General features: G+C 68.3%; 19 protein-coding genes and 1 pseudogene. 6 read left to right on the forward strand and 14 right to left on the reverse strand.

The features are described from left to right. Positions 1–473: 473 nt before the first annotated feature. Positions 474–1154, reverse strand: coding sequence for a hypothetical protein (locus tag ACWDA7_RS40720; protein WP_450611588.1), 681 nt, complete (start codon positions 1152–1154; stop codon positions 474–476). 270 nt (positions 1155–1424) lie between these two features. Between ACWDA7_RS40720 and ACWDA7_RS40725 the strand changes: the two genes are divergently transcribed. Continuing rightward, positions 1425–2612: a PP2C family protein-serine/threonine phosphatase gene (locus ACWDA7_RS40725; protein ID WP_450611590.1), complete on the forward strand. Its 1188-nt coding sequence runs from the start codon at positions 1425–1427 to the stop codon at positions 2610–2612. 609 nt (positions 2613–3221) lie between these two features. Here the strand turns inward: ACWDA7_RS40725 and ACWDA7_RS40730 are convergent. After that, positions 3222–3530 carry a hypothetical protein gene (locus tag ACWDA7_RS40730; protein ID WP_450611592.1) on the reverse strand — a complete coding sequence of 103 codons (309 nt, stop codon included), beginning with the start codon at positions 3528–3530 and terminating at the stop codon, positions 3222–3224. Between the two features lie 222 nt (positions 3531–3752). On the opposite strand from ACWDA7_RS40730, the gene ACWDA7_RS40735 reads away from it, so the two are divergent. After that, positions 3753–4145: an ANTAR domain-containing protein gene (locus ACWDA7_RS40735; RefSeq protein WP_450611594.1), complete on the forward strand. Its 393-nt coding sequence runs from the start codon at positions 3753–3755 to the stop codon at positions 4143–4145. A 135-nt stretch (positions 4146–4280) separates the two neighbouring features. On the opposite strand, the gene ACWDA7_RS40740 is transcribed toward ACWDA7_RS40735, so the two are convergent. Genes ACWDA7_RS40740 through ACWDA7_RS40750 form a run of 3 tightly spaced genes read right to left on the reverse strand, consistent with a single transcriptional unit; the run spans position 4281 to position 7050 of the window. Beyond that, on the reverse strand, positions 4281–4799 hold the full coding sequence (locus tag ACWDA7_RS40740; protein ID WP_450611596.1) for a hypothetical protein: 519 nt from the start codon (positions 4797–4799) through the stop codon (positions 4281–4283). 26 nt (positions 4800–4825) lie between these two features. Next, the gene (locus ACWDA7_RS40745) at positions 4826–6298 is read right to left on the reverse strand and encodes a ParB N-terminal domain-containing protein (RefSeq protein WP_450611598.1); all 1473 of its coding nucleotides are present in this window, start codon (positions 6296–6298) and stop codon (positions 4826–4828) included. Then, on the reverse strand, positions 6295–7050 hold the full coding sequence (locus ACWDA7_RS40750) for a ParB/RepB/Spo0J family partition protein (RefSeq protein ID WP_450611600.1): 756 nt from the start codon (positions 7048–7050) through the stop codon (positions 6295–6297). Before ACWDA7_RS40750 ends, ACWDA7_RS40745 begins: the two co-directional genes overlap by 4 nt. A 354-nt stretch (positions 7051–7404) precedes the next feature. Between ACWDA7_RS40750 and ACWDA7_RS40755 the strand changes: the two genes are divergently transcribed. Continuing rightward, positions 7405–9078 (forward strand): Ig-like domain-containing protein, encoded by a 1674-nt coding sequence (locus tag ACWDA7_RS40755; protein ID WP_450611602.1) that lies wholly within the window; start codon positions 7405–7407, stop codon positions 9076–9078. A gap of 33 nt (positions 9079–9111) precedes the next feature. Here the strand turns inward: ACWDA7_RS40755 and ACWDA7_RS40760 are convergent, their stop codons facing one another. The 7 genes from ACWDA7_RS40760 to ACWDA7_RS40790 form a co-directional block, all read right to left on the reverse strand. Beyond that, positions 9112–9843: a zinc finger domain-containing protein gene (locus ACWDA7_RS40760; protein WP_450611604.1), complete on the reverse strand. Its 732-nt coding sequence runs from the start codon at positions 9841–9843 to the stop codon at positions 9112–9114. Then, the gene (locus ACWDA7_RS40765; protein WP_450611606.1) at positions 9840–10316 is read right to left on the reverse strand and encodes a hypothetical protein; all 477 of its coding nucleotides are present in this window, start codon (positions 10314–10316) and stop codon (positions 9840–9842) included. The genes ACWDA7_RS40760 and ACWDA7_RS40765 overlap by 4 nt, the downstream gene beginning before the upstream one ends. Continuing rightward, positions 10265–10606 (reverse strand): hypothetical protein, encoded by a 342-nt coding sequence (locus ACWDA7_RS40770; protein ID WP_450611607.1) that lies wholly within the window; start codon positions 10604–10606, stop codon positions 10265–10267. The genes ACWDA7_RS40765 and ACWDA7_RS40770 overlap by 52 nt, the downstream gene beginning before the upstream one ends. Before the next feature lie 219 nt (positions 10607–10825). After that, positions 10826–11089 (reverse strand): hypothetical protein, encoded by a 264-nt coding sequence (locus ACWDA7_RS40775; RefSeq protein ID WP_450611608.1) that lies wholly within the window; start codon positions 11087–11089, stop codon positions 10826–10828. A 65-nt stretch (positions 11090–11154) separates the two neighbouring features. Continuing rightward, positions 11155–12255: a ParB/RepB/Spo0J family partition protein gene (locus tag ACWDA7_RS40780; RefSeq protein ID WP_450611610.1), complete on the reverse strand. Its 1101-nt coding sequence runs from the start codon at positions 12253–12255 to the stop codon at positions 11155–11157. A 168-nt stretch (positions 12256–12423) separates the two neighbouring features. Continuing rightward, entirely contained in the window at positions 12424–12600 is a 177-nt protein-coding gene (locus ACWDA7_RS40785) for a hypothetical protein (RefSeq protein WP_450611612.1), read from the reverse strand. Positions 12601–12707: 107 nt separating this feature from the next. Continuing rightward, positions 12708–12941 carry a hypothetical protein gene (locus tag ACWDA7_RS40790; RefSeq protein ID WP_450611614.1) on the reverse strand — a complete coding sequence of 78 codons (234 nt, stop codon included), beginning with the start codon at positions 12939–12941 and terminating at the stop codon, positions 12708–12710. 188 nt (positions 12942–13129) lie between these two features. Here ACWDA7_RS40790 and ACWDA7_RS40795 point away from each other — a divergent pair, with 188 nt between their 5' ends. Then, entirely contained in the window at positions 13130–14107 is a 978-nt protein-coding gene (locus ACWDA7_RS40795; RefSeq protein WP_450611616.1) for a hypothetical protein, read from the forward strand. 19 nt (positions 14108–14126) lie between these two features. Here the strand turns inward: ACWDA7_RS40795 and ACWDA7_RS40800 are convergent, their stop codons facing one another. Then, positions 14127–15086: a recombinase zinc beta ribbon domain-containing protein gene (locus ACWDA7_RS40800; RefSeq protein WP_450611617.1), complete on the reverse strand. Its 960-nt coding sequence runs from the start codon at positions 15084–15086 to the stop codon at positions 14127–14129. A 35-nt stretch (positions 15087–15121) separates the two neighbouring features. Continuing rightward, on the reverse strand, positions 15122–15355 hold the full coding sequence (locus ACWDA7_RS40805; RefSeq protein WP_450611619.1) for a DNA-binding protein: 234 nt from the start codon (positions 15353–15355) through the stop codon (positions 15122–15124). 144 nt (positions 15356–15499) lie between these two features. On the opposite strand from ACWDA7_RS40805, the gene ACWDA7_RS40810 reads away from it, so the two are divergent. Together ACWDA7_RS40810 and ACWDA7_RS40815 are read left to right on the forward strand one after the other, a co-directional pair. Continuing rightward, on the forward strand, positions 15500–17068 hold the full coding sequence (locus ACWDA7_RS40810) for a tyrosine-type recombinase/integrase (protein WP_450611620.1): 1569 nt from the start codon (positions 15500–15502) through the stop codon (positions 17066–17068). A 151-nt stretch (positions 17069–17219) separates the two neighbouring features. Then, positions 17220–17311: pseudogene (locus ACWDA7_RS40815) on the forward strand (IS982 family transposase); the annotation flags it as partial.

The raw sequence follows: 17311 nt of genomic DNA on the forward strand, positions 1-17311 counted from the left end.
AGGCCGACCGGCACGCTGACCATCCCGAAGGTGATCACGCCGGTCCAGATCGCGCGGGCCATGACCACCACTCCCATCGTGCCTGCCTCGTCGGCACATCCGCCACGGATGCTCCTGCTGACCACGCTGGCACTCCTTCACCCACAGCGCGCGCCGGGCACTGGCCAGCGGAGTAGACGGGATGCACCGGCACGCCAGGGCGGCGTCGGGGCGTCTGTGTCAGGGCTGGCACCTATCTGGCGCGTGCGGTCAAACGGTTTACCACCTCCGCGGTTTCACGCGCTTCCTGCTCGGCCCGGGCGAGGGAGTCGGCGGCCGCCTGGCGTCGCTGTTCGGCTTCCTGCTGTTCTTGGTCGGCTCGTCGAAGTGCCTCGCGGGCCTGTTGCAGTTGTTGCTCGGCAGCGGAGACCTGCAGCCGAGCCTGGTCGTGGCGGTTACGTGCCCGCTGCAGGAACGCTTCTGCGTCCGTTCGTTCAGCCTGCGTCTCGCGCAGCCGGTGCGCGGCTGCTTTGTCTGCCTTTCTGGCCTGGGCGAGCTGCTCTTTGCGCTCGCGGCGTCGGACGGCTGGGGTCTCCTTTGCTGGCGCCCGGACCGATGGCGGCGCCGCCGTCGGAGGTGCGTCGGCCCGGGGGCGGGGTGTGGGACGGGAAGGTCGAGGGCGGGGTGAGGGCGGCCTCCAGGCGGCCGGTGGCCCACTGGTTGGCTGCGTCCGAGTCGGCGAGCACGGCGTGGAGGGTGGATTCGACGTCCTGCTGTGCTGTGTTTGACAGTGGGTGTCCGGCCTTGTGGGCAAGCTGGGCAGCCTGCCGGGACAAGGTGGAGGCGATGCGTCGCCGCTGCTCGGAGAGCTCTCTGATATGGCTGGCATCGAGGGTGCGGTAGGCCTCGCGGAGCGCCTGGCCCAGTTGTAGGAGCTGCTGGCTCTCCTGGGGCTGGGAGCGCAGCAGCAGGTTCGCTGCCCAGGCCGCGCGCGTGGGGCGGCGGGCGGCGTGGATGCGGCGGGCCTCCTCCGCGCGGCCGGCTCTCTTGGCGGCGGCGGCAAGTTCCTGCCGGCGGGAGACGAAGTCGGGCGGCGGCGTGGCGTACAGCTCATCGAGAGCCGCCTCGACGTCGCGGTCATGGTCTCTGCCGGCCCGCCCGCCCTTACGCTGCACGATCCTCAGACTCCATCGAGCCGGACTCCCACGCACCTCGGGTCCGCCCAGGCGGGGCACGGCCGTGTCCGCGCACGTTGATCGGCGGACGATCAGAGTCGGCCACGGGGGCAGCCGGCATTGGCGGTGCTCAAGGAGGCCGCCGTGGATCTACGTCGAGCGAGATCGGACAGGGCCTCCTACGGTGGAAAGGAGGGGAAAGACGGGTTGGCACGGTGCACCAGGTGAGCGGCTGTGAGTGATCTCGCGGGTTCCGGTACCGACAGGATCATGATCGAGCTGATACAAGCCTTTCATGAGCTTGCTCCCGAGGATCTCCCGGAGCTGTTGCGGCGGCACTACCAGGCACTAGGAATCACCGGGCTGACTGCTTATTGCGCCGACCTACGGCAGGAATACCTGATCGCCCTTCCCGGCAGCCACTGCGATTTCCCGCAGCGCCTGCCCATCGACTCCAGCTTGGCGGGCTGGGCGTACCGGACCGTCTCGGTGCGCATCGCCGAGAGCGACGCCGGCATGCTGACCTTGTGGCTGCCCGTGATAGACGGCGTCGAACGGATCGGCGTCCTGGGCGTCCAAGTTCCCTACCTCGACGCCGCCGTCCTGAGCCGTTGTCGGGCGCTGGCATCGCTCATCGCCTTCGTCCTGATCAGCAAGGGCACCCACAGCGACAGCTACGCCAACCTGCTGCGCAGGCAGCCCATGGGGCTGCCTGCGGAGATGGTCTGGGCCTTCCTGCCACCTAAATCCATCGGTACGCCCTACGTCACCTCCACCGCCATCCTGGAACCGGCCTACAACCTGGGCGGCGACGCCTTCGACCACGCCCTGATGGGCGACGTGCTGCATGCTGCGGTCATCGATGCCATGGGCCATGACCTGTACGCGGGACTGACCTCATCCGTCGCCCTGGCCGCCTGCCGCAACGCCCGCCGCAGGGACGGGGAGATACCCCACATCATCAGCATCGTCGACCACGCGATCCACGATGCGTTCCCCGACCGCTACGCGACTGGCGTGTTCATGCACCTGCAGCGCACCACCGGGCAACTCATCTGGGCCAACTGCGGCCACCCTCCGCCCATCCTGCTGCGCCGCCACGACGTCGTCCCCGGCGCTTTCGACAGCCCTCCCGAGCTGCCCCTTGGGTTGGGTCCCGCACATCCGGACATCCCCCGGTCCGTCCACTCCGCGCAGTTGGAACCCGGAGATCGCGTCCTGTGCTACACCGACGGCGTCGTCGAGGCCCGGTCCTCAGACGGCGAACTTTTCGGGGAGGAGCGCTTCGTCGACTTCATCCTCCGTGCTACCGCCGCCGGCGAACCCGCCTTCGAGGTCCTGCGCCGTCTCGTGCACGCCATCGTCGACCACCAGCAGCACCATCTCACGGACGACGCCACCGTCCTTCTCTTCGAATGGCACCCCACAGGCGCCCCTACGTTCACCACCGGAGTGTGAAGCCACATTGGCCACATATCCTGACGATTGCTACGCGGTCATGCGAAAGAGGGCACTGTCGTACGGCTGGCGAACTGGCGGTTGTTGTTGGGGACTTCGGACAGAGGGCGTGATGAGAAGGCGTACGAACGGGTGGCTGATCGGCCGTTGACTCGTGCTGGTTCTCGCAAGCTGGTCGTTCACGGAGTCGATCAACGACGGGATCGAGCCGACGTCGGGTCCGCGGCGCCTCAGAAAGCGGTCGGGCTTTGACTGGGAGAAGTTGAGCTGATGGTCGAGCGTTCCGTGATCGTAGAGGCGCCCGGCGGGTCACGTTGATGATGGGATCTCGGACACGGCGGACTCGCTGCAGCACTTGACCGTGCGCCTGCAATACGCCGTGGGAATGAGCTAGGCGTGGCGGCATCGGACCTCATCGAGTGGTACGGCGGTGGTCCGGAAGTTTGCCCCCTCCAGGGGGGTGGCCAGACTGCTGGGCGGCGCCGGGTAGCCCGCACCACTGGTGAGGGAAACGAGGCGGGCCTGACGAGGCCCGGACCGGCGAAGAAATCCGGGGCCGGCGGATACTGCTCCTACTTTCCGAGGCGACGGCCCCGCACAGCAGGGAGATCAAAGCTGTGGCTCGCCCGTGTCTCCGCTGCCCGTACCCACTGGCCGGTCTGCCCCGTCGGGCGATGGCGAAAGTTTGGAGGCCCGCTGCAACTCCGGCATCACCGTGGATGGGTCTCCGCTGGCCACCCATCGGAACTGGGCCACCATCATTACGTCATCGACGCTCTCTCGCACGAACCCGTCCACGATGCCCAGGCCGCCCACGCGTTCACGAACCACGACCTCGTCTGGTTCCACCTCGTCAGCAATCTGGTGGTAGCACCCCATGTCGGGGCACCCCGAGAACTCGTAGACCCAGTGACCCATGCCTGACCTCCTGCTGAGAGGAAACGAATGGTCCGTGGATGTGTCAGTCACAAGGGCTGTGGAATCACCCAAAGGGATCAAAGGTACTCACGCGGTGAAGATCGTGTCCATGGGAGGTGTGCGGAATACGGGTCGCAGGTAAAGGTTGCGTGCGGGAAACTAATCTCCCATACAGGTGGGGTAGCTGTAGAGAGCCCCCGCCCCCTTCGACTGGATGATCTCATGGCGTTCTTCGCCGTCTCCAGGCACCGCCCCCTAGTACTGCTATCTGCTACTGACCTCGCCATGGAGAATGGGCGGCTCCAGGCGGAAAACGAGCAGCTCCAACAGGCCGTAACCTCGCACGCCATCATTGACCAAGCCATGGGCGCCCTGGTGGTTCTCGGGCAGATTCCATCCGAAGAGGCATGGCGAGCCCTACGGGACGTCTCGCAGCGCACCAACACCAAGCTGCGCGTCGTCGCCGAAAATGTGCTGAAATTCGCTCGCGGCGGCACCCTGCCGGACGTCGAAATGGATGAACTGCGGCGAGCGCTGGCCCGGTACCAGGCTTGCTGTCCCGCCCGCCGGCACCGTCAAGGCACAGCAATTGGGGAGGAGCGGCTGGCCACGTGACATCAGCGCAGCCTTTGTGTTGTGCGAAGCTGCCCTACGCGCCCCGGCGTGCCCGCCCACGGGGAAACCACGGGGAGGTAGGCCGGCGCTGCGCAACCGGCCCGGCGACCTGACTTGTCCGCCGGGCCGTGACCGCTACAGGAAGGTCAGCTGCTCGGGTGCGTCCGGGTCGGGCGGCGGCAGCTGGCCGGGCGGCGGCGCGTCGGGGGCGTCCCGGTTGGTGCGCAGCCACCACGCGAACTGCCAGTTACGGCAGGTCCGGTACAGGAACTGGTTGCGCCGGCGGGCCCAGGTGGGTATCGAGTGCTCGCCCCATCCGGTGATGGGGCGGGCGTTGTCGAGGGTCACCTGCAGGCCCCGCACGAGGGCGGGGCCTTCCCAGTGGTGGCCTTTGGCGTACTCGAAGGCCAGGTGCGCGTTCTTCGTCCAGTCCCAGGGGTGCGGGAGGGCGCACAGGTACCAGGCCAGCGGCGGGTTCTCCGCCGGCAGGACGGCACTTTGGCGTGGTGCCCGCGGGTTGAGCGGGTGACGGTCGGCCTCGCCGAAGCTTTCCAGGCAGTGCTTTTCGAGGTTGATGTTGCGGACCCCGGCAAGCCACATGATCAGGTACGGAGAAGCGGCGGCGATACCGACCCTCACGGGCGGCAGCGACATTACAGATTCCCCCCTCGGGATAAGCGTTACAGGGCGTTCCTTTCTTTAACCAATTTTACCAAAATTTCCACGAGGTGCTTATGGCGCCCATGCCGGAAGTCATTCGGATAAGGCATATTGAATTCCTTGTCGAGAGCTTTCTCGTAATCGAGGTCGGAAAGCGGCAGAGGGTCTTTGCACACGGCCCTGAGCGTCGCGTTGGAGCGGCCGGCGACCTTCACCTGCCCGAAGTACGCCCCCAGCAGATCCGCCAGCGACTCGGGGGTGTGGTAGCGGATCCGCATCCACTTGCCCTGCATGAACCGCATGTCGACGTTCTCGGCGTCCAGGAACGACAGCCGGGTGGAGTCGTTGGCGCTAGTGGTGTGCTGCTTGGCCTCGAACGCCTGCTCCGCCAGCAGGTTGCGGGTCCCGATGCATACCGTGCCCTCGGCGGCGCACAGCGCATTCACAGTGGTCAGAACCCAGTGCTGATAGTCCAGGGACGTGGTGGCGTTGATGACGGAGTCCAGAACCACCATCTCGTACAGGCCGTGCTCGGCGAGCCGCTTCTCGACGGTGCGGATCATGGAGACGACGCCCTTGATGTCGACGGCGTATTTGCCGGGGGTGGTGCGGTACGGCTCGTAGTCGTCGATCCGGTAGCCCTCGGGGCGCAGCTTCTTGGCGTAGTCGCCGTGCCCGGCGTCGAAATCCACCACCCGCGTGTCGGGGCGCTCGCGCAGCCGGGGCAGGGCCAACTTCTCCCACACCTCCGACTTGTAGGCCAGCTTCCCCTTCTTCTTCAGCGAGGAGTACTGACGCAGCCGCTTGGGCTGCACGATGTGCTGGTTGTAGACGGGGGCCTGGTCCTCCAGGCCGGACCAGTCGTACACGCCGTACTCGCCGGTGAGGTCGGCGACCAGCTGCGCCGCATCCAGGGACGGGCAGGTCCAGGCGAGGACGTCGAAGTGGTTCGCGGCGGCGACCACCGCGTACTCGGCGTTCAGCGCGATCTGGCCCTGGTCGTCGATGACGACGCTGCCCCACGCGCCGTGCCCGCCGGTCATGTGGGAGATGGCCTGCTGGAACGGCTTGTTGCGGGAGACGTCCACCTCGATGGTCTGCCACGGGATCCACGACCACTCTCCGATGGGGCCGGGCTGCGCGCACACGACGCTCGCCTCGGTCTCGACCCTGTTGTGGAGGAGGTTGAACTGGATCTCGTCGGTCAGGCGGACGACCTGACCGAGCATCACCGCCGGGGTGTGCGTCATCCCCAGCGCGGTCATGGCCTTGGTTCTCTGGTGGCCTGCGACGAGGGTGCCGTTGGCGTTGAGGATGACCGGCTTGACGATGCCGTGGCGGCCGATGGACTTCTTGAGCCGCTCCAACGCATCGTCGGACAGGTGCCGCGGGTTGTAGTCGGCCGGGCGCAGGTCCTTGAGCGGGTACGCCTCGTAGAAGGTGGTGGCGGGACCGCTGCTGTTGGGGGCGCTGATACCGGGGGCGCTGCTCATTCGTCCTCGTCCTCGTCGTCCTCGTCGCCGACGGGCTCGTCGCCGGCGGGCTCGACCTGGCCGGTGCCGGGGGCGTCCTCGCTGCCGCCGGGCACCTCGGCGGTCTCGGTGTGGGCCTCCTGCAGCAGGTGCCAGCCGAAACCGAGGTCGGTGCGGGACTCGGTGAGGAACCGCTCATAGATGGCGTTGAGGGTTTCCACCTCGGCCGCGGTGATCTGCAGGCTGGTGGTGGACCACTGCAGGTAGCCCCACTGCAGGTATTCCAGCTTGGCCATGGCCCCGGTGCCCTGCCCGTCGGAGGGCAGGTCGATCGTGTCGGGCAGGGCCCGGTGGTCGAGGAGCTTGTCCAGGGCGCTCTGGTCGTAGCCGGTGCCGTCGAGGTCGGGCAGCTCTTCGAGGATGTCGGCCAGCAGCTCGCTGTCGTAGCCGGCGAGGTCGGAGGTGCGGTTGTCGACGACGACGATGCGGGCCGCGTCCTCGTCGCTGACGTCGACCCACGTGGCGGCGATCTGCTCCCAGCCGAGCTGCTTGGCGGCGGTCCAGGTGTGGTTACCGGCCAGGATCTCGTTGGGGCGGCCGGTGTGAGTGCCGCGGTTGACGACGATGGCCTTGTACTGGCCGTTGACGCGCAGCGATTCGGCGATGGCGTCGACGTCGCCGGTGCGCGGGTTGCGGTGGTACCCGGTCAGGTCGTCGATCGGGACGGCAAGCGGCAGCAGCGACTCGGGAATGCGGGCGGGCGCAGCACTCACAGCAGGAGCCCTTCGTGTAGGAGCGTGCCCCCGCGCCCTACGACCGCCCACACTAAAGGATCACGCCGTTTGACACCGTGATGTGATCAGTTGCCGCCGGTCAGCCACTGGTCTTTGGTCGGACACGGTCGGGGCGTACTGGGGGCAGCAGCTCCGGCAGGTTCGGGCCGGTCCCGTCGTCGGCGAGCTCAGTACGCGTCCGGGAAACAACCCTCCGTGAACTGCTGAGGACGTGCCGCAACGGTCAGTGTGAGAGAGGCATCCCGTTGCAGGGCCCCGTGCCGGCACCGGATAACGTACGGCGGTCAACATCTGGGACGGCACACGCCGCCCCCCGTTTCTGGAGCCGTGTACATGCGCTCTTCCGTACGCAGAGCCTCCGGGCTGGGCATAGCCGCGCTGGCCTTGCTCGGGCCCTCCGCCACCGCGGCGGTGGCGGACGACGCCACGCCCTCAACGCTCCCTCTGGCAGTCACCACGGTCCGAGAACTGGCCGACCCCGTGACCGGTTTCCAGGCCGCCCAAGACGCGCAGGGCGCCTACCGCGGCGATGTCACGATCTTCTTCCACGCCGACCTCCCCGAGGGGCAGCAACTGCTGCCCTACAAGGCGACCGTGACCTACCCCACGAGGGACGGCGGTTACGGCAGCTGGCCCGCCTACGTCAACGGCACAACCGGCTACGCCACGCTCGACACCCGCAGCATGGCCGATGGGGACACCACCTTGACCCTCACCGCGTTCGAGGGCACGGATGTCACCAGTTCGGACTCCACCCCGGTCACCGGGACGCTGACGCTGCGCACCGCCAACCCTTCTGCCGCCTTCACCTCCCCGACCCGGAGCTCCGTCGTCTGGGGACCGGTCACCTGGAACGTCGACGCCGCCCCCGCGGCGGGCGGAGCCGCAATCGACCGGGTGGAGTTCTACGCGGGGGGCTACCACAAGAAGGCCATCCCCGCCTACGTGGACACCACCGCGCCTTACAGCTACCCCGTCGACTTCAACACCCCCAGCGCGAGCCGGGAAATGCAGGCCGTCGCCGTGGACGAGGACGGCTACCGGTCGGCCGTGGCAGGCCGGGCCGTTGTCGTCGAACCCGGGCCGACGGTGACCGCCGAAGGCACCCGCCTCCTTGACGCAGAGGGGGCCCAGTACCTGCACGTCGAATGGTCGAGTGCGGTCGCGAACGGGCTCAACTTCGACCCGAACGGCTACAACGCCACGACCTGGCTCACCCAGGCGGTGATCGCGGTTGACGGGCGTGTCCTCGAGACCGACGACCTGGACACCTTGACCTGGCTCTGCCCGCGCAAGGCGTACCACTGCCTGAGCAGCATTCCCTGGTCGAACGGGTACGACCTCACGGACCTCGGCGTCGGCAGCCACACCGTCACGGTGACCGTCACCGACAACCACGGTGCGGTCGGCAAGGCCTCGTTCACCACGGTCGTGGGCCGGGACAAGCTCACCGTGTCGATCCCCGGCAGGAGCGTCCTCGCGGGCAATCTGGTGAGCATCGACGGCCACCTGACCGGTGCGACAGGAGCGACGATTCCCGGCTCCCGCATCGCCGTGCAGGCCAGGCTCGCCGGTAGCAGCACCTGGACGACCCTGACCACACGGACCCTGACCAGCGACTTCATCGACGTGGCGCTGGTACCGCGGCAGAACGAGAGCCTGCGGGTGGTGGAGCTCACCGGCACCAAGCAGGTGAGTGCGCCGATGGCGGTGACCGTGCAGCCGAAGCTCACCGCGAAGGCGTCCGCCACGTCGGTCCGCCGCGGCGCAACGGTGAAGATCACCGGGCAGGTCGCCGGAAAGTCCCCCGGCGCGGTGGTGCGGCTCCAGGTCTCCCGAAACGGTAAGTGGGTCACCCTGGCGACCGCGCGACAGTCCAGCACCGGCACGGTCGCCTTCTCCGTGCCCGAGCGTACGGGCGGCACCTTCTACTACCGGCTCTACTCCCCGGCCACGACCGCCTTCCTCGCGGGCAACAGCCCGTCGGTGACGGTCCACGTGCGCTGAGTCACAGCACAGACCAGCCTGGAACAAAGAAGTTCAGAGGGCACGGGATGTCTCAGGACATCCCGTGCCCTCAAACGTTGCTGCCACTGGGGGCATCCTCAGCTGGACTGCACAACACTGCCGTGTGGTGCGGATGCGCCGGTACTTCTGCTCGAAGGTGTGGCCGTCCCACCGGGCGCGTGGGTCGTCGGCGGGCACCCGCTGGACGTGGTCGAACAGCGACAGGTCGCCGGGCGCGATGTGCCAGCAGAACTGCCAGCCTGCCGCGCGCAGGAACAGCACGTACCAGCCGTCGCCGGTGTCGGGTGGCGCTGGGGCGACGACGGACGGGTGGAGGGCCGCGAGCCACGCGGCGAGGTGGGCGCGTTCTCGGTAGGCGGCGCCCAGCAGTTCGTCCAGGGTCCCGGCGGTGCTGATGTGGACGGCCCGCTGCCGGCGGGGGTCCCTGGTTCCGGTGACGGCGGCGGCCGCGAGACGTTCGGTGTGCGAGCCGGACAGCGGCGGCCCCAGGCGCGTGACGCATCCGGATCCCGGAGGCGCCTGGCAGACGGGGCATTCGACGTCCAGGACGGGGCGGGCGCCGCCGGACAGACGGCGGGTGAGCTCGGCGACCTTGGCGGCCAGGCCCGCCTGGCTGGCGACCAGGTGCTCCACGCCGGCGCGCAGCCGCTCGGACTCCACGACGCTGAGGACCCGGTGCCCGGTGTGGCCGATCAGGTGCCGCAGCTGGTCCAGCGTCGGCCGGTCCTTGCGGGTGCGGGTCACCGGCCTGCCTCCCGGTCGGCCTTCGTCCACCGTCGCAGCAGGGACCGGCGCTGGCCGGGGGTGAGCTGCACGGCCCGGTCGTACACGGACACCACGCGGGCGGCGGGCACGCACCAGGTGGGGAAGGGGTCCTCGGTGGAGGCCTCCAACTCGCCGACCGGCGCAACGGTGTACAGGTCGCCGTACCAGTAGCGGGAGGCGTAGTACCTGGCGTATTCGCGGTCGGAGGTGATGTAGACCCGGTCGGGGCGGCCGGTGGGCGGGTCGATGGTCTTGCCGTCGCGAGTCGTTGCGGTCAGGCCCTGGGCGCGGGCCTCGCAGACTTTGCAGCCGTCGACGACGTGCGGGGGGCTGGGGGTGATGAGGTCCCCGGGCCCCAGCCCGGGGACACCACCGTGGAAGTAGCGCAACAGGTCCTCGCCTACCGGTTGTTGCAGCCGCAGATGCCCTGCGTCGTGCACCAGCCGTCGCACGAGTTGCACCAGGTCGCGCCGGGGAACGGCGGGGGGCGCTGCCTGGCGCGCGATCGGCCGTCGGCCTCGGCGACGGCCTCTTTGAGCTGGGCGTAGTGCTCGGCCGCGTCGGGGTCGGGGTGGGACAGGTAGGCGGTGGCCATCAGGAGTCTCTGTCTCCGGACAAGTTCAGGCGGGTGGGTTCGGTTGCGTTCGGCGATGACCCTGTCCAGCGGCCCGTAGCGTTCCCGCATCAGCCGTTCGAACAGGACGGGGTCGGCGGCATGGTCGGAGCGGTAGGTCACGGTCATGGGGTCTCTCCTGGGTACGCGGGGACCCGCCCTGCCGTGCGGCGTGGGCGGGTCCATTCGCGGGTGCGTGGGGCGGCGTCCCCGTGTGGCGCCGCATGGGCGGAGCCGGCGTCTGGCGGGTAGGGCGCGGGGGATTTGCCACCCGCCAGACACCGTTGGGGGATGCCGCATGCCACGGCGGTGCTGAGGGGCCGGTTCCGCGGCTGCAGCCGTTCCCGATCAGCGATCAGAACGTACCACGCTCGAGTGTTGTGGCACATTATGGGGGTGGGGATCATCGGCGGGCGGGGGCGCATCGGGCCTCTCGGCCCACAGGACGGCGCCGAAGCCGTAGCCGTAGCCGTAGCCGTAGCCGTCCAGGACGTCGGTACCGCAGGCGTCGGGCTCGTCGACGAGGAACAGCGCGTCCTGGTTGGCCTTGGCGCGGGCGCCGAAGTCGGCGGGGGTCATGCGCTTCCAGTCGCGGCCGGTCGTGTCGCTCACAGGGTTTCCCTTCGATGGTCGAGGCAAGCCCAGCCCGCCCCCGGGCGGGGAGGGGCCGGTTCGGGTCAGGCCTTGGTCGAGGCGGCGCGCTTGGCCGGGGCCTTGCGCTGGGCCGGGACCTTCGGCGTGGCCTGGGCGCGCTTGGCCGGGGCCTTCGGCTTGCGAGCGGCAGGCGCCGCCGCGGCGGGCGCGGCGTCGGCGGCCGGCTGGGCGGGCTTGGCGTCGGCGGGCTTGGCCGGGGCGGCGAGGCTCTGGTGTTCGACGTCGGGGTTCAGGCGGGCGATCTCGCGGGCGTCGGCGTGCGCCTTGGCCTGCCGCATGTTGAAGCGAGCCTTGGCGACCGCGTCGGCGACGCGGTCCATCTGGTCCAGGCGCTTGCCGACCTCGCCCTCCAGGGCCAGGGCCAGCTTCATCGGGTCGGCCTTGGCCAGCTCCTCCAGCAGGCCCAGGACCTGCTCGATCCGGTCGATGCTGCTGCGGGTCTTGGTGCGCTCGCGCTGGCGCTCCTCGCGCTCCTCGGGGCTCATGTCCTCGACGAGCATCGCGACGACCTGGCCCTGCTGCTGCTTGAGCGCGTACGCGAAGTGCACCAGCTCGTTGTCGCCGGCGAAGGCGCCCTTGGCCCACTTGGCCATGACCGCGCGCTGGTTGCCGGGGGTCAGCGCGGCGATCTGCACGGCGGCCTGGGTGCCGATCGCACCGGAGTTGACGTGCTTCTGGACCTCTTCGGTCAGGTCGAGGAGGGCCAGGCGCAGCATCACGTACTGCGAGGACTTGCCGAACTCCTTGGCGACGTCCTTGGCTTCGGCGCCCTCCTGCTCGTCGAGGATCCGGCGGAACGCCTTGGCTTCCTCCATCGGCGTCATGTCGGCCCGGTTGATGTTCTCGGCGACCGACCGCTTGAACCGCTCCGTCTCGGGCAGGTCGTCGGCGGTGATGATGCACTTGATCTCGGTGAGTTCGGCTATCTGGTGGGCGCGCCAGCGGCGCTCACCGGCGACGATCTCGTAGCTGGCGTCGCCGTCCTTGCGGACTTCGATCGGCTGCATGAGGCCGAACCGCTTGATGGAGTCGGCGAGTTCCTGCAGGGCCTGGGGGTCGAAGTACTCGCGCGGCTGGCGCTCGTTGCGGTGGATCTGGTCGATGAGCAGCGTCGTGATCGTCATGGCTCACTCCAAGAGGCTGTGGTCGGGGGGCGCTTCCCGCTCCCTCGCCCTCTTATTTTAGTCCTTAATCCGGTACAAGGTCAGATTTTTCGGGGCAAATTTCGCAGGTCAGGGCATACGTAAGGGCGGGCACCCACCGCGTGCCCGCCCCTTCGCATATCGAGTTGTTCAGCTGGCCTGCACCAGCGCCTGAACCTCGCAGGACGATCCCTGAATGACGTCCTGCGGGTCCACGACGGCCAGCGCACACAGCGCCGTTACCGCCTCACGGGCACCTAGAACAGGGCGGCCGGACAACTCGGCCTCCAGGATGCGCCGTTGGATGCGTGCCGGATCGATCGCCACTGCACTCCCCTCACCTCGGCGGGTGCTCCCCGCCTTCGACCACATGCCGATCACCACTCCACACGCTTCCCCCCATGCGCCCGCCCCTACGGGCGCCGGTGGCGCAACTACCAGGTGGTGTCGGCCGGTCGGGCCTTGGCGACGCCGGCGACGGCGATGCCCGCAGGCACGGACCAGGTGGTGTCCTGAGGCGTGGCGACGGCGATGCCCGGAGGCACGGCCCAGGTCGTGTCTGCCACGACGTGACGCGGCGTCACATGCTCCTGCTCCGCCCCGACAAGGACGGCCAGCGCGGCGAGCACGACGGCAGCAGAGATTCCGGCAATGCGCTTGGTAAGCACCTGTTCCCCTGATGTTCACGAGCAATGGAGGTCGGGCGCGCGCGTAGACAGCAGCCAGCAACTATGAGGCCAGTCCCCCGAGTTCGCGCCACGCGCCTGTCAACCGACACCTTGTAGGGGAAGTGTGGTGAAGATCAAGTCGAAGAGTTACCGTACTTTCACCAGCCACACAATTCAGGGGATGTTAGGTGCCACAACTTCCCGACCTGCCGCACTTGTCCGAACAGGCAGCCGACACTTACGAGCTGATACTGAACGGCAAGCCAGTTCCGCCAGGCACCCCGGGCCTCGACGGACTGCTGTCAGCCGGTCTCGCCATCGATGACGGTCTGGGCAACGACACCTACACCGCCATCGAGCCCAGATCGTCGGGATTTCAGATGGCCCTGCAGGTCCACGAACACCTCACGGCGCTCGCCGCGTTCACGCGCATGGTTCCCGAGTTCATGGCCGGTCTGCGGGACCGGTACAACGCATCGAGGCCGCCGCACACATCGATCCAGCGCCTACAGGGCCGCGAGCTGATCAACGAGCACATCGCCCGCGAACACCTCGTCGCCCGCACGGAGGTCATCTCCGCGCAGCCCGGCCATCGCACACCAGAGGATCTGTCGTACTCCTTCGACCGTGACTGCGGTGCCCTCGAACGCGGCGTGCCCATGCGGACGCTGTACCACAGCACAGTCCGCCGCGTCCCCACGGTCGGCGACTGGGCGAGGTCCATGGCTCACGCCGGCGGGGAAATCCGCACGTTCAACGGCCGCTTCCCCCGCAGCATCATCTTCGACCGGCGCGTGGCCTTCATCCCCGCACGCACCGGCGAATGCGACACGGCCTCCTCAGAGGAAGTCGTCATGGTCACCGAACCGGTCATGGTGGGACGGCTCGCCTACGTCTTCGACTTGTTCTGGGATCGCGCCCAGCCGTGGTTCGCGCGAGGCGACTGCAAAAGAGAAAAGGCCCTTGTCACCACACCCACCCAGCGGGCGATCCTGCGCCAGCTGGTCCAGGGCCGTACGCAGGCGCAGGCCGCGAAGAGCCTCGGGATCGGCCCGGCCTGGATCAACGAGCAGCTGGGGCAGCTGCGCAAGAAGCTCCGCGTGCAGACCCTGAACGAGGTCATCTACTGGTGGGCGACGTCCCCCGACCACGAGGTGCAGGACTGACGCACACGGCGCACCACGGCTACGAGGCGATCGGGGTGCGCCAGGTCAGCGTGACCCTGTCGTCCACATCCCGCACCCCGCGCGCCCGCGCGGGATGGACCTGGATCTTGTCCACCAGCAGCATCACCAGGGCCCGCCTGGAGGCGAACGGCGCGTGTTCCCACCAGCGGGCCAGGTCCTCGACCCCGCCCAGCGGCACATCCACGGCCTGCTCCAGGAACCGCAGCCGCGCCCGGCACTCCTTCAGGCTCTGCCCGATGTGCCGGTCAGCGGAAACGAAGGCGGCCCGCGAAAGCTCACCCTTCGCGTAGGGCTCGGCAAGCTCGGTCCGCGACTTCTCCAGCTCGGCGATCCGGGCGCGCACCTGAACGACCTCGCCCGCCATGCGTGTGCGGGCCATCTCCAGCGCGGCGATAGCGCCCGGGCGCAGCAGCTCGCCGAGCACGTGCTCGGCCACAAAGTCCTCGAGCAACGCCGCGTTGATGCGGATCTTCCCGCACCCGCCGCGGCCCTCGAAGCTGGTCTGGCAGCGGTAGGACGGCGTCCCAGCGCCGGTGCGCGCGCCGGCCATGCGCTGCCCGCACTGCCCACACACGGCAAGCCCGCCCGCCAGCAGATACTCGTGGTCAGCCGCACGGTCCTGATCACTTCGCACGCTGCCCGGCCGGCCGGGGCGCTGCTGCAGCCACCGGAACTCCTCCGGTGTGATCAGCGCCTCCCGGCCGGTCTCGACCAGCTCATGGGTATCGGGGTCCCGCTCCAGTCCGGCGATCGCCGGATTGTCCAGCAGACGACCGAGCGTCATGGACGTCCACTCGCCGCCCATCGTGCCCCGGTGGCCCTCGGCGTTCATCCACGCGGCGACCTCAGCCTGTGACTGCCCGGCGCGGATACGGCCAACGGCCTCACGTACAACTTGCCGCTCGTCGGCGCGGACCCGCGTCAGTGCCTGGTTGTCGAAGCCGTACAAGCGCGGCATGCCACCGTTCCCACTCCACTCAGTGGCCCGCAGCGTCATCCTCGCAGCGAGCCGACCCCCAGCGCCTCCCACAGGGCTGCCGTGGGGATGCGTACCGTGCCCCCCATGGTCAGCGTCCGCACAGGAAACCGCCCAGTCTTGATCAGGCCGTACGCCTTGTTGTGCCCGATACCCAGCGCGCGCGCCGCAGTCACGACGTTGACCGTCGCGGGCAGTGCCAGGACCTCTTCGAGGGTCATCCCGCGCTGGTCGGCGGCCGGGGTGATCATCGTCGCCATCTTCGTTGTCGCGCTCTCCCCCACGCCAACATGTGCCACACCATACACGCCGCCCTGGTAAGGGCCAGTATTCGTGAGCATCATTAGGTAAGAATGAGCCCCGAAAGTGATATCCCGGCGTGGGGGTGTGGGGGCGTGTTCGAAGACAAGACGTACAAACGGTGCGCTTGCAAGGGCCCGCTGGTGAAGGACGGTAAGCCGGTCCTGGACGGCGACGGAAACCAGAAAATCGGCTACCTGGAGAAGTCCTGCCCCCAGCTGCGCAAACGCGACCACGGCACCTGGTACTACAGCTTCGAGCTGCCGGCGGGCCCCGACGGGAAACGACAGCGGGCGAAGAAGGGCGGCTTCCGCACCCAGGAGGAAGCCGCACGGAAGGCCAAAGAGGTCTTCGACGCCGCCCAGAAAGGCGTCAATGTCCTGTCCGGGGAATCCGTCGCCGAGTACCTGGAACGCTGGATCAAGGCCAAGCGCGCCCTCAAGCGCACCACCGTGTACGGGTACAGGAGCCACATCGACTGCTACCTGATCCCCCGGCTCGGGCACATCCAGCTGATGAACCTGCGCGTCCACCACATCGCCGAACTGTTCGAATGGATCGAACAGGAGAATGAGCGGCGCGCCGCCCACGTCCTGCAGGTGCAGCTGCTGCAGGCCGAATGCGACAAGGCGCGCGACGCCTGGCGCAACCGGGCCAAGGCCGACGACGAGAACCGGGCCGAGTGGCTCGAAGTTCGCGGGAAGCTGCGCGCCACCTGGAACAAGCGACGCGAAGAACTCGCCGAGGCCCGCCGCACACTGCGGCACCCCAACACGGCCTCCACCCAGCACCGGATCATGGACACGCTGTCCTCGGCCCTGGAAGACGCCGTGAAGGCCCAGCTGATCACCACCAACTGGGCGCAGCTGGTTTCCCTGCCGTCCGGCAAGCGCCCCAAGGCCCTGGTGTGGACCGACGAGCGCATCCGCCGCTGGCGGCGCACCGGCAACAAGCCCTCGCCGGTCATGGTGTGGACGCCCGTGCTCACGGGCCAGTTCCTCGACTTCACCTCCGACGACCGGCTGCACCCCCTGTGGCACCTGATCACCTTCCGGGGACTGCGCCGCGGTGAGGCGTGCGCCCTGTCCTGGGACGAGGTGGACCTCGACCACGGCATCATCCACATCACCGAGCAGATCGTCGCCGTGGCCCACGAGCCGTTCGAGGACACCCCGAAGGCCGACAGCGTCCGCGACCTCACCCTCGATTCCGAGACCATCCGGCTCCTGCGGGAGTGGCGGAAGAAGCAGGACGCCGAGCGGGCCGAGTGGTCCGCCCACGGCGCCTGGGTGGAAAGCGGGCGGGTGTTCACCCGGGAGAACGGCGAGGGCTACCACCCCCAGTACTTCTCCGACCGGTTCGAGCGGCTGTGGAAGAAGGCCGACCTGCCGCCGATCCGGCTACACGACCTGCGGCACGGAGCGGCCACGCTGGCGCTCGCCGCCGGCGTGGACACGAAGGTCGTCCAAGAGATGCTCGGCCACTCCTCGTTCCACCTGACGATGGACACCTACACCAGCGTCCTGCCGGAACTGGACCGCATGGCGGCGGAAGCCTCCGTGTCGATCGTGCCGCGCGCCAACAAGCCGACGAAGACCGCCCCGAAGAAGTCGAGCGGCGGCTCCAAGAAGGGCAAGGGCGGCAAGGGCCTGGAGGCGGCGTAGCCGCACTCTGGGAACGTCATGTTCCCAGAGCGTTCCCAGAGAGCCGGAAAAAGGGCCTCCTCTCGATTGAGAGGAGGCCCTTCGCCTGCAAAGATGCAGGTCAGGCACTGTAGGCCCTGTGGGACTCGAACCCACAACCAATGGATTAAAAGTCCGCCAGCTCATCGAATCGGTCAATGACACCCTCAAAGGCCAACTCGACCTGGAACAACACGGCGCACGCACCCATGAGGGCGTCGCCGT

This window comes from Streptomyces sp. NPDC001156 (assembly GCF_053598275.1).

Bases quoted from the DNA above. Each gene is read 5' to 3' on its own strand.
- ACWDA7_RS40735 (WP_450611594.1), top strand. From the start codon at position 3,753: ATGGCGTTCTTCGCCGTCTCCAGGCACCGCCCCCTAGTACTGCTATCT.
- ACWDA7_RS40780 (WP_450611610.1), bottom strand. From the start codon at position 12,255: ATGACGATCACGACGCTGCTCATCGACCAGATCCACCGCAACGAGCGC.
- ACWDA7_RS40800 (WP_450611617.1), bottom strand. From the start codon at position 15,086: ATGCCGCGCTTGTACGGCTTCGACAACCAGGCACTGACGCGGGTCCGC.
- ACWDA7_RS40745 (WP_450611598.1), bottom strand. From the start codon at position 6,298: ATGAGCAGCGCCCCCGGTATCAGCGCCCCCAACAGCAGCGGTCCCGCC.
- ACWDA7_RS40730 (WP_450611592.1), bottom strand. From the start codon at position 3,530: ATGGGTCACTGGGTCTACGAGTTCTCGGGGTGCCCCGACATGGGGTGC.
- ACWDA7_RS40740 (WP_450611596.1), bottom strand. From the start codon at position 4,799: ATGTCGCTGCCGCCCGTGAGGGTCGGTATCGCCGCCGCTTCTCCGTAC.
- ACWDA7_RS40725 (WP_450611590.1), top strand. From the start codon at position 1,425: ATGATCGAGCTGATACAAGCCTTTCATGAGCTTGCTCCCGAGGATCTC.
- ACWDA7_RS40805 (WP_450611619.1), bottom strand. From the start codon at position 15,355: ATGATCACCCCGGCCGCCGACCAGCGCGGGATGACCCTCGAAGAGGTC.
- ACWDA7_RS40770 (WP_450611607.1), bottom strand. From the start codon at position 10,606: ATGACCGTGACCTACCGCTCCGACCATGCCGCCGACCCCGTCCTGTTC.
- ACWDA7_RS40755 (WP_450611602.1), top strand. From the start codon at position 7,405: ATGCGCTCTTCCGTACGCAGAGCCTCCGGGCTGGGCATAGCCGCGCTG.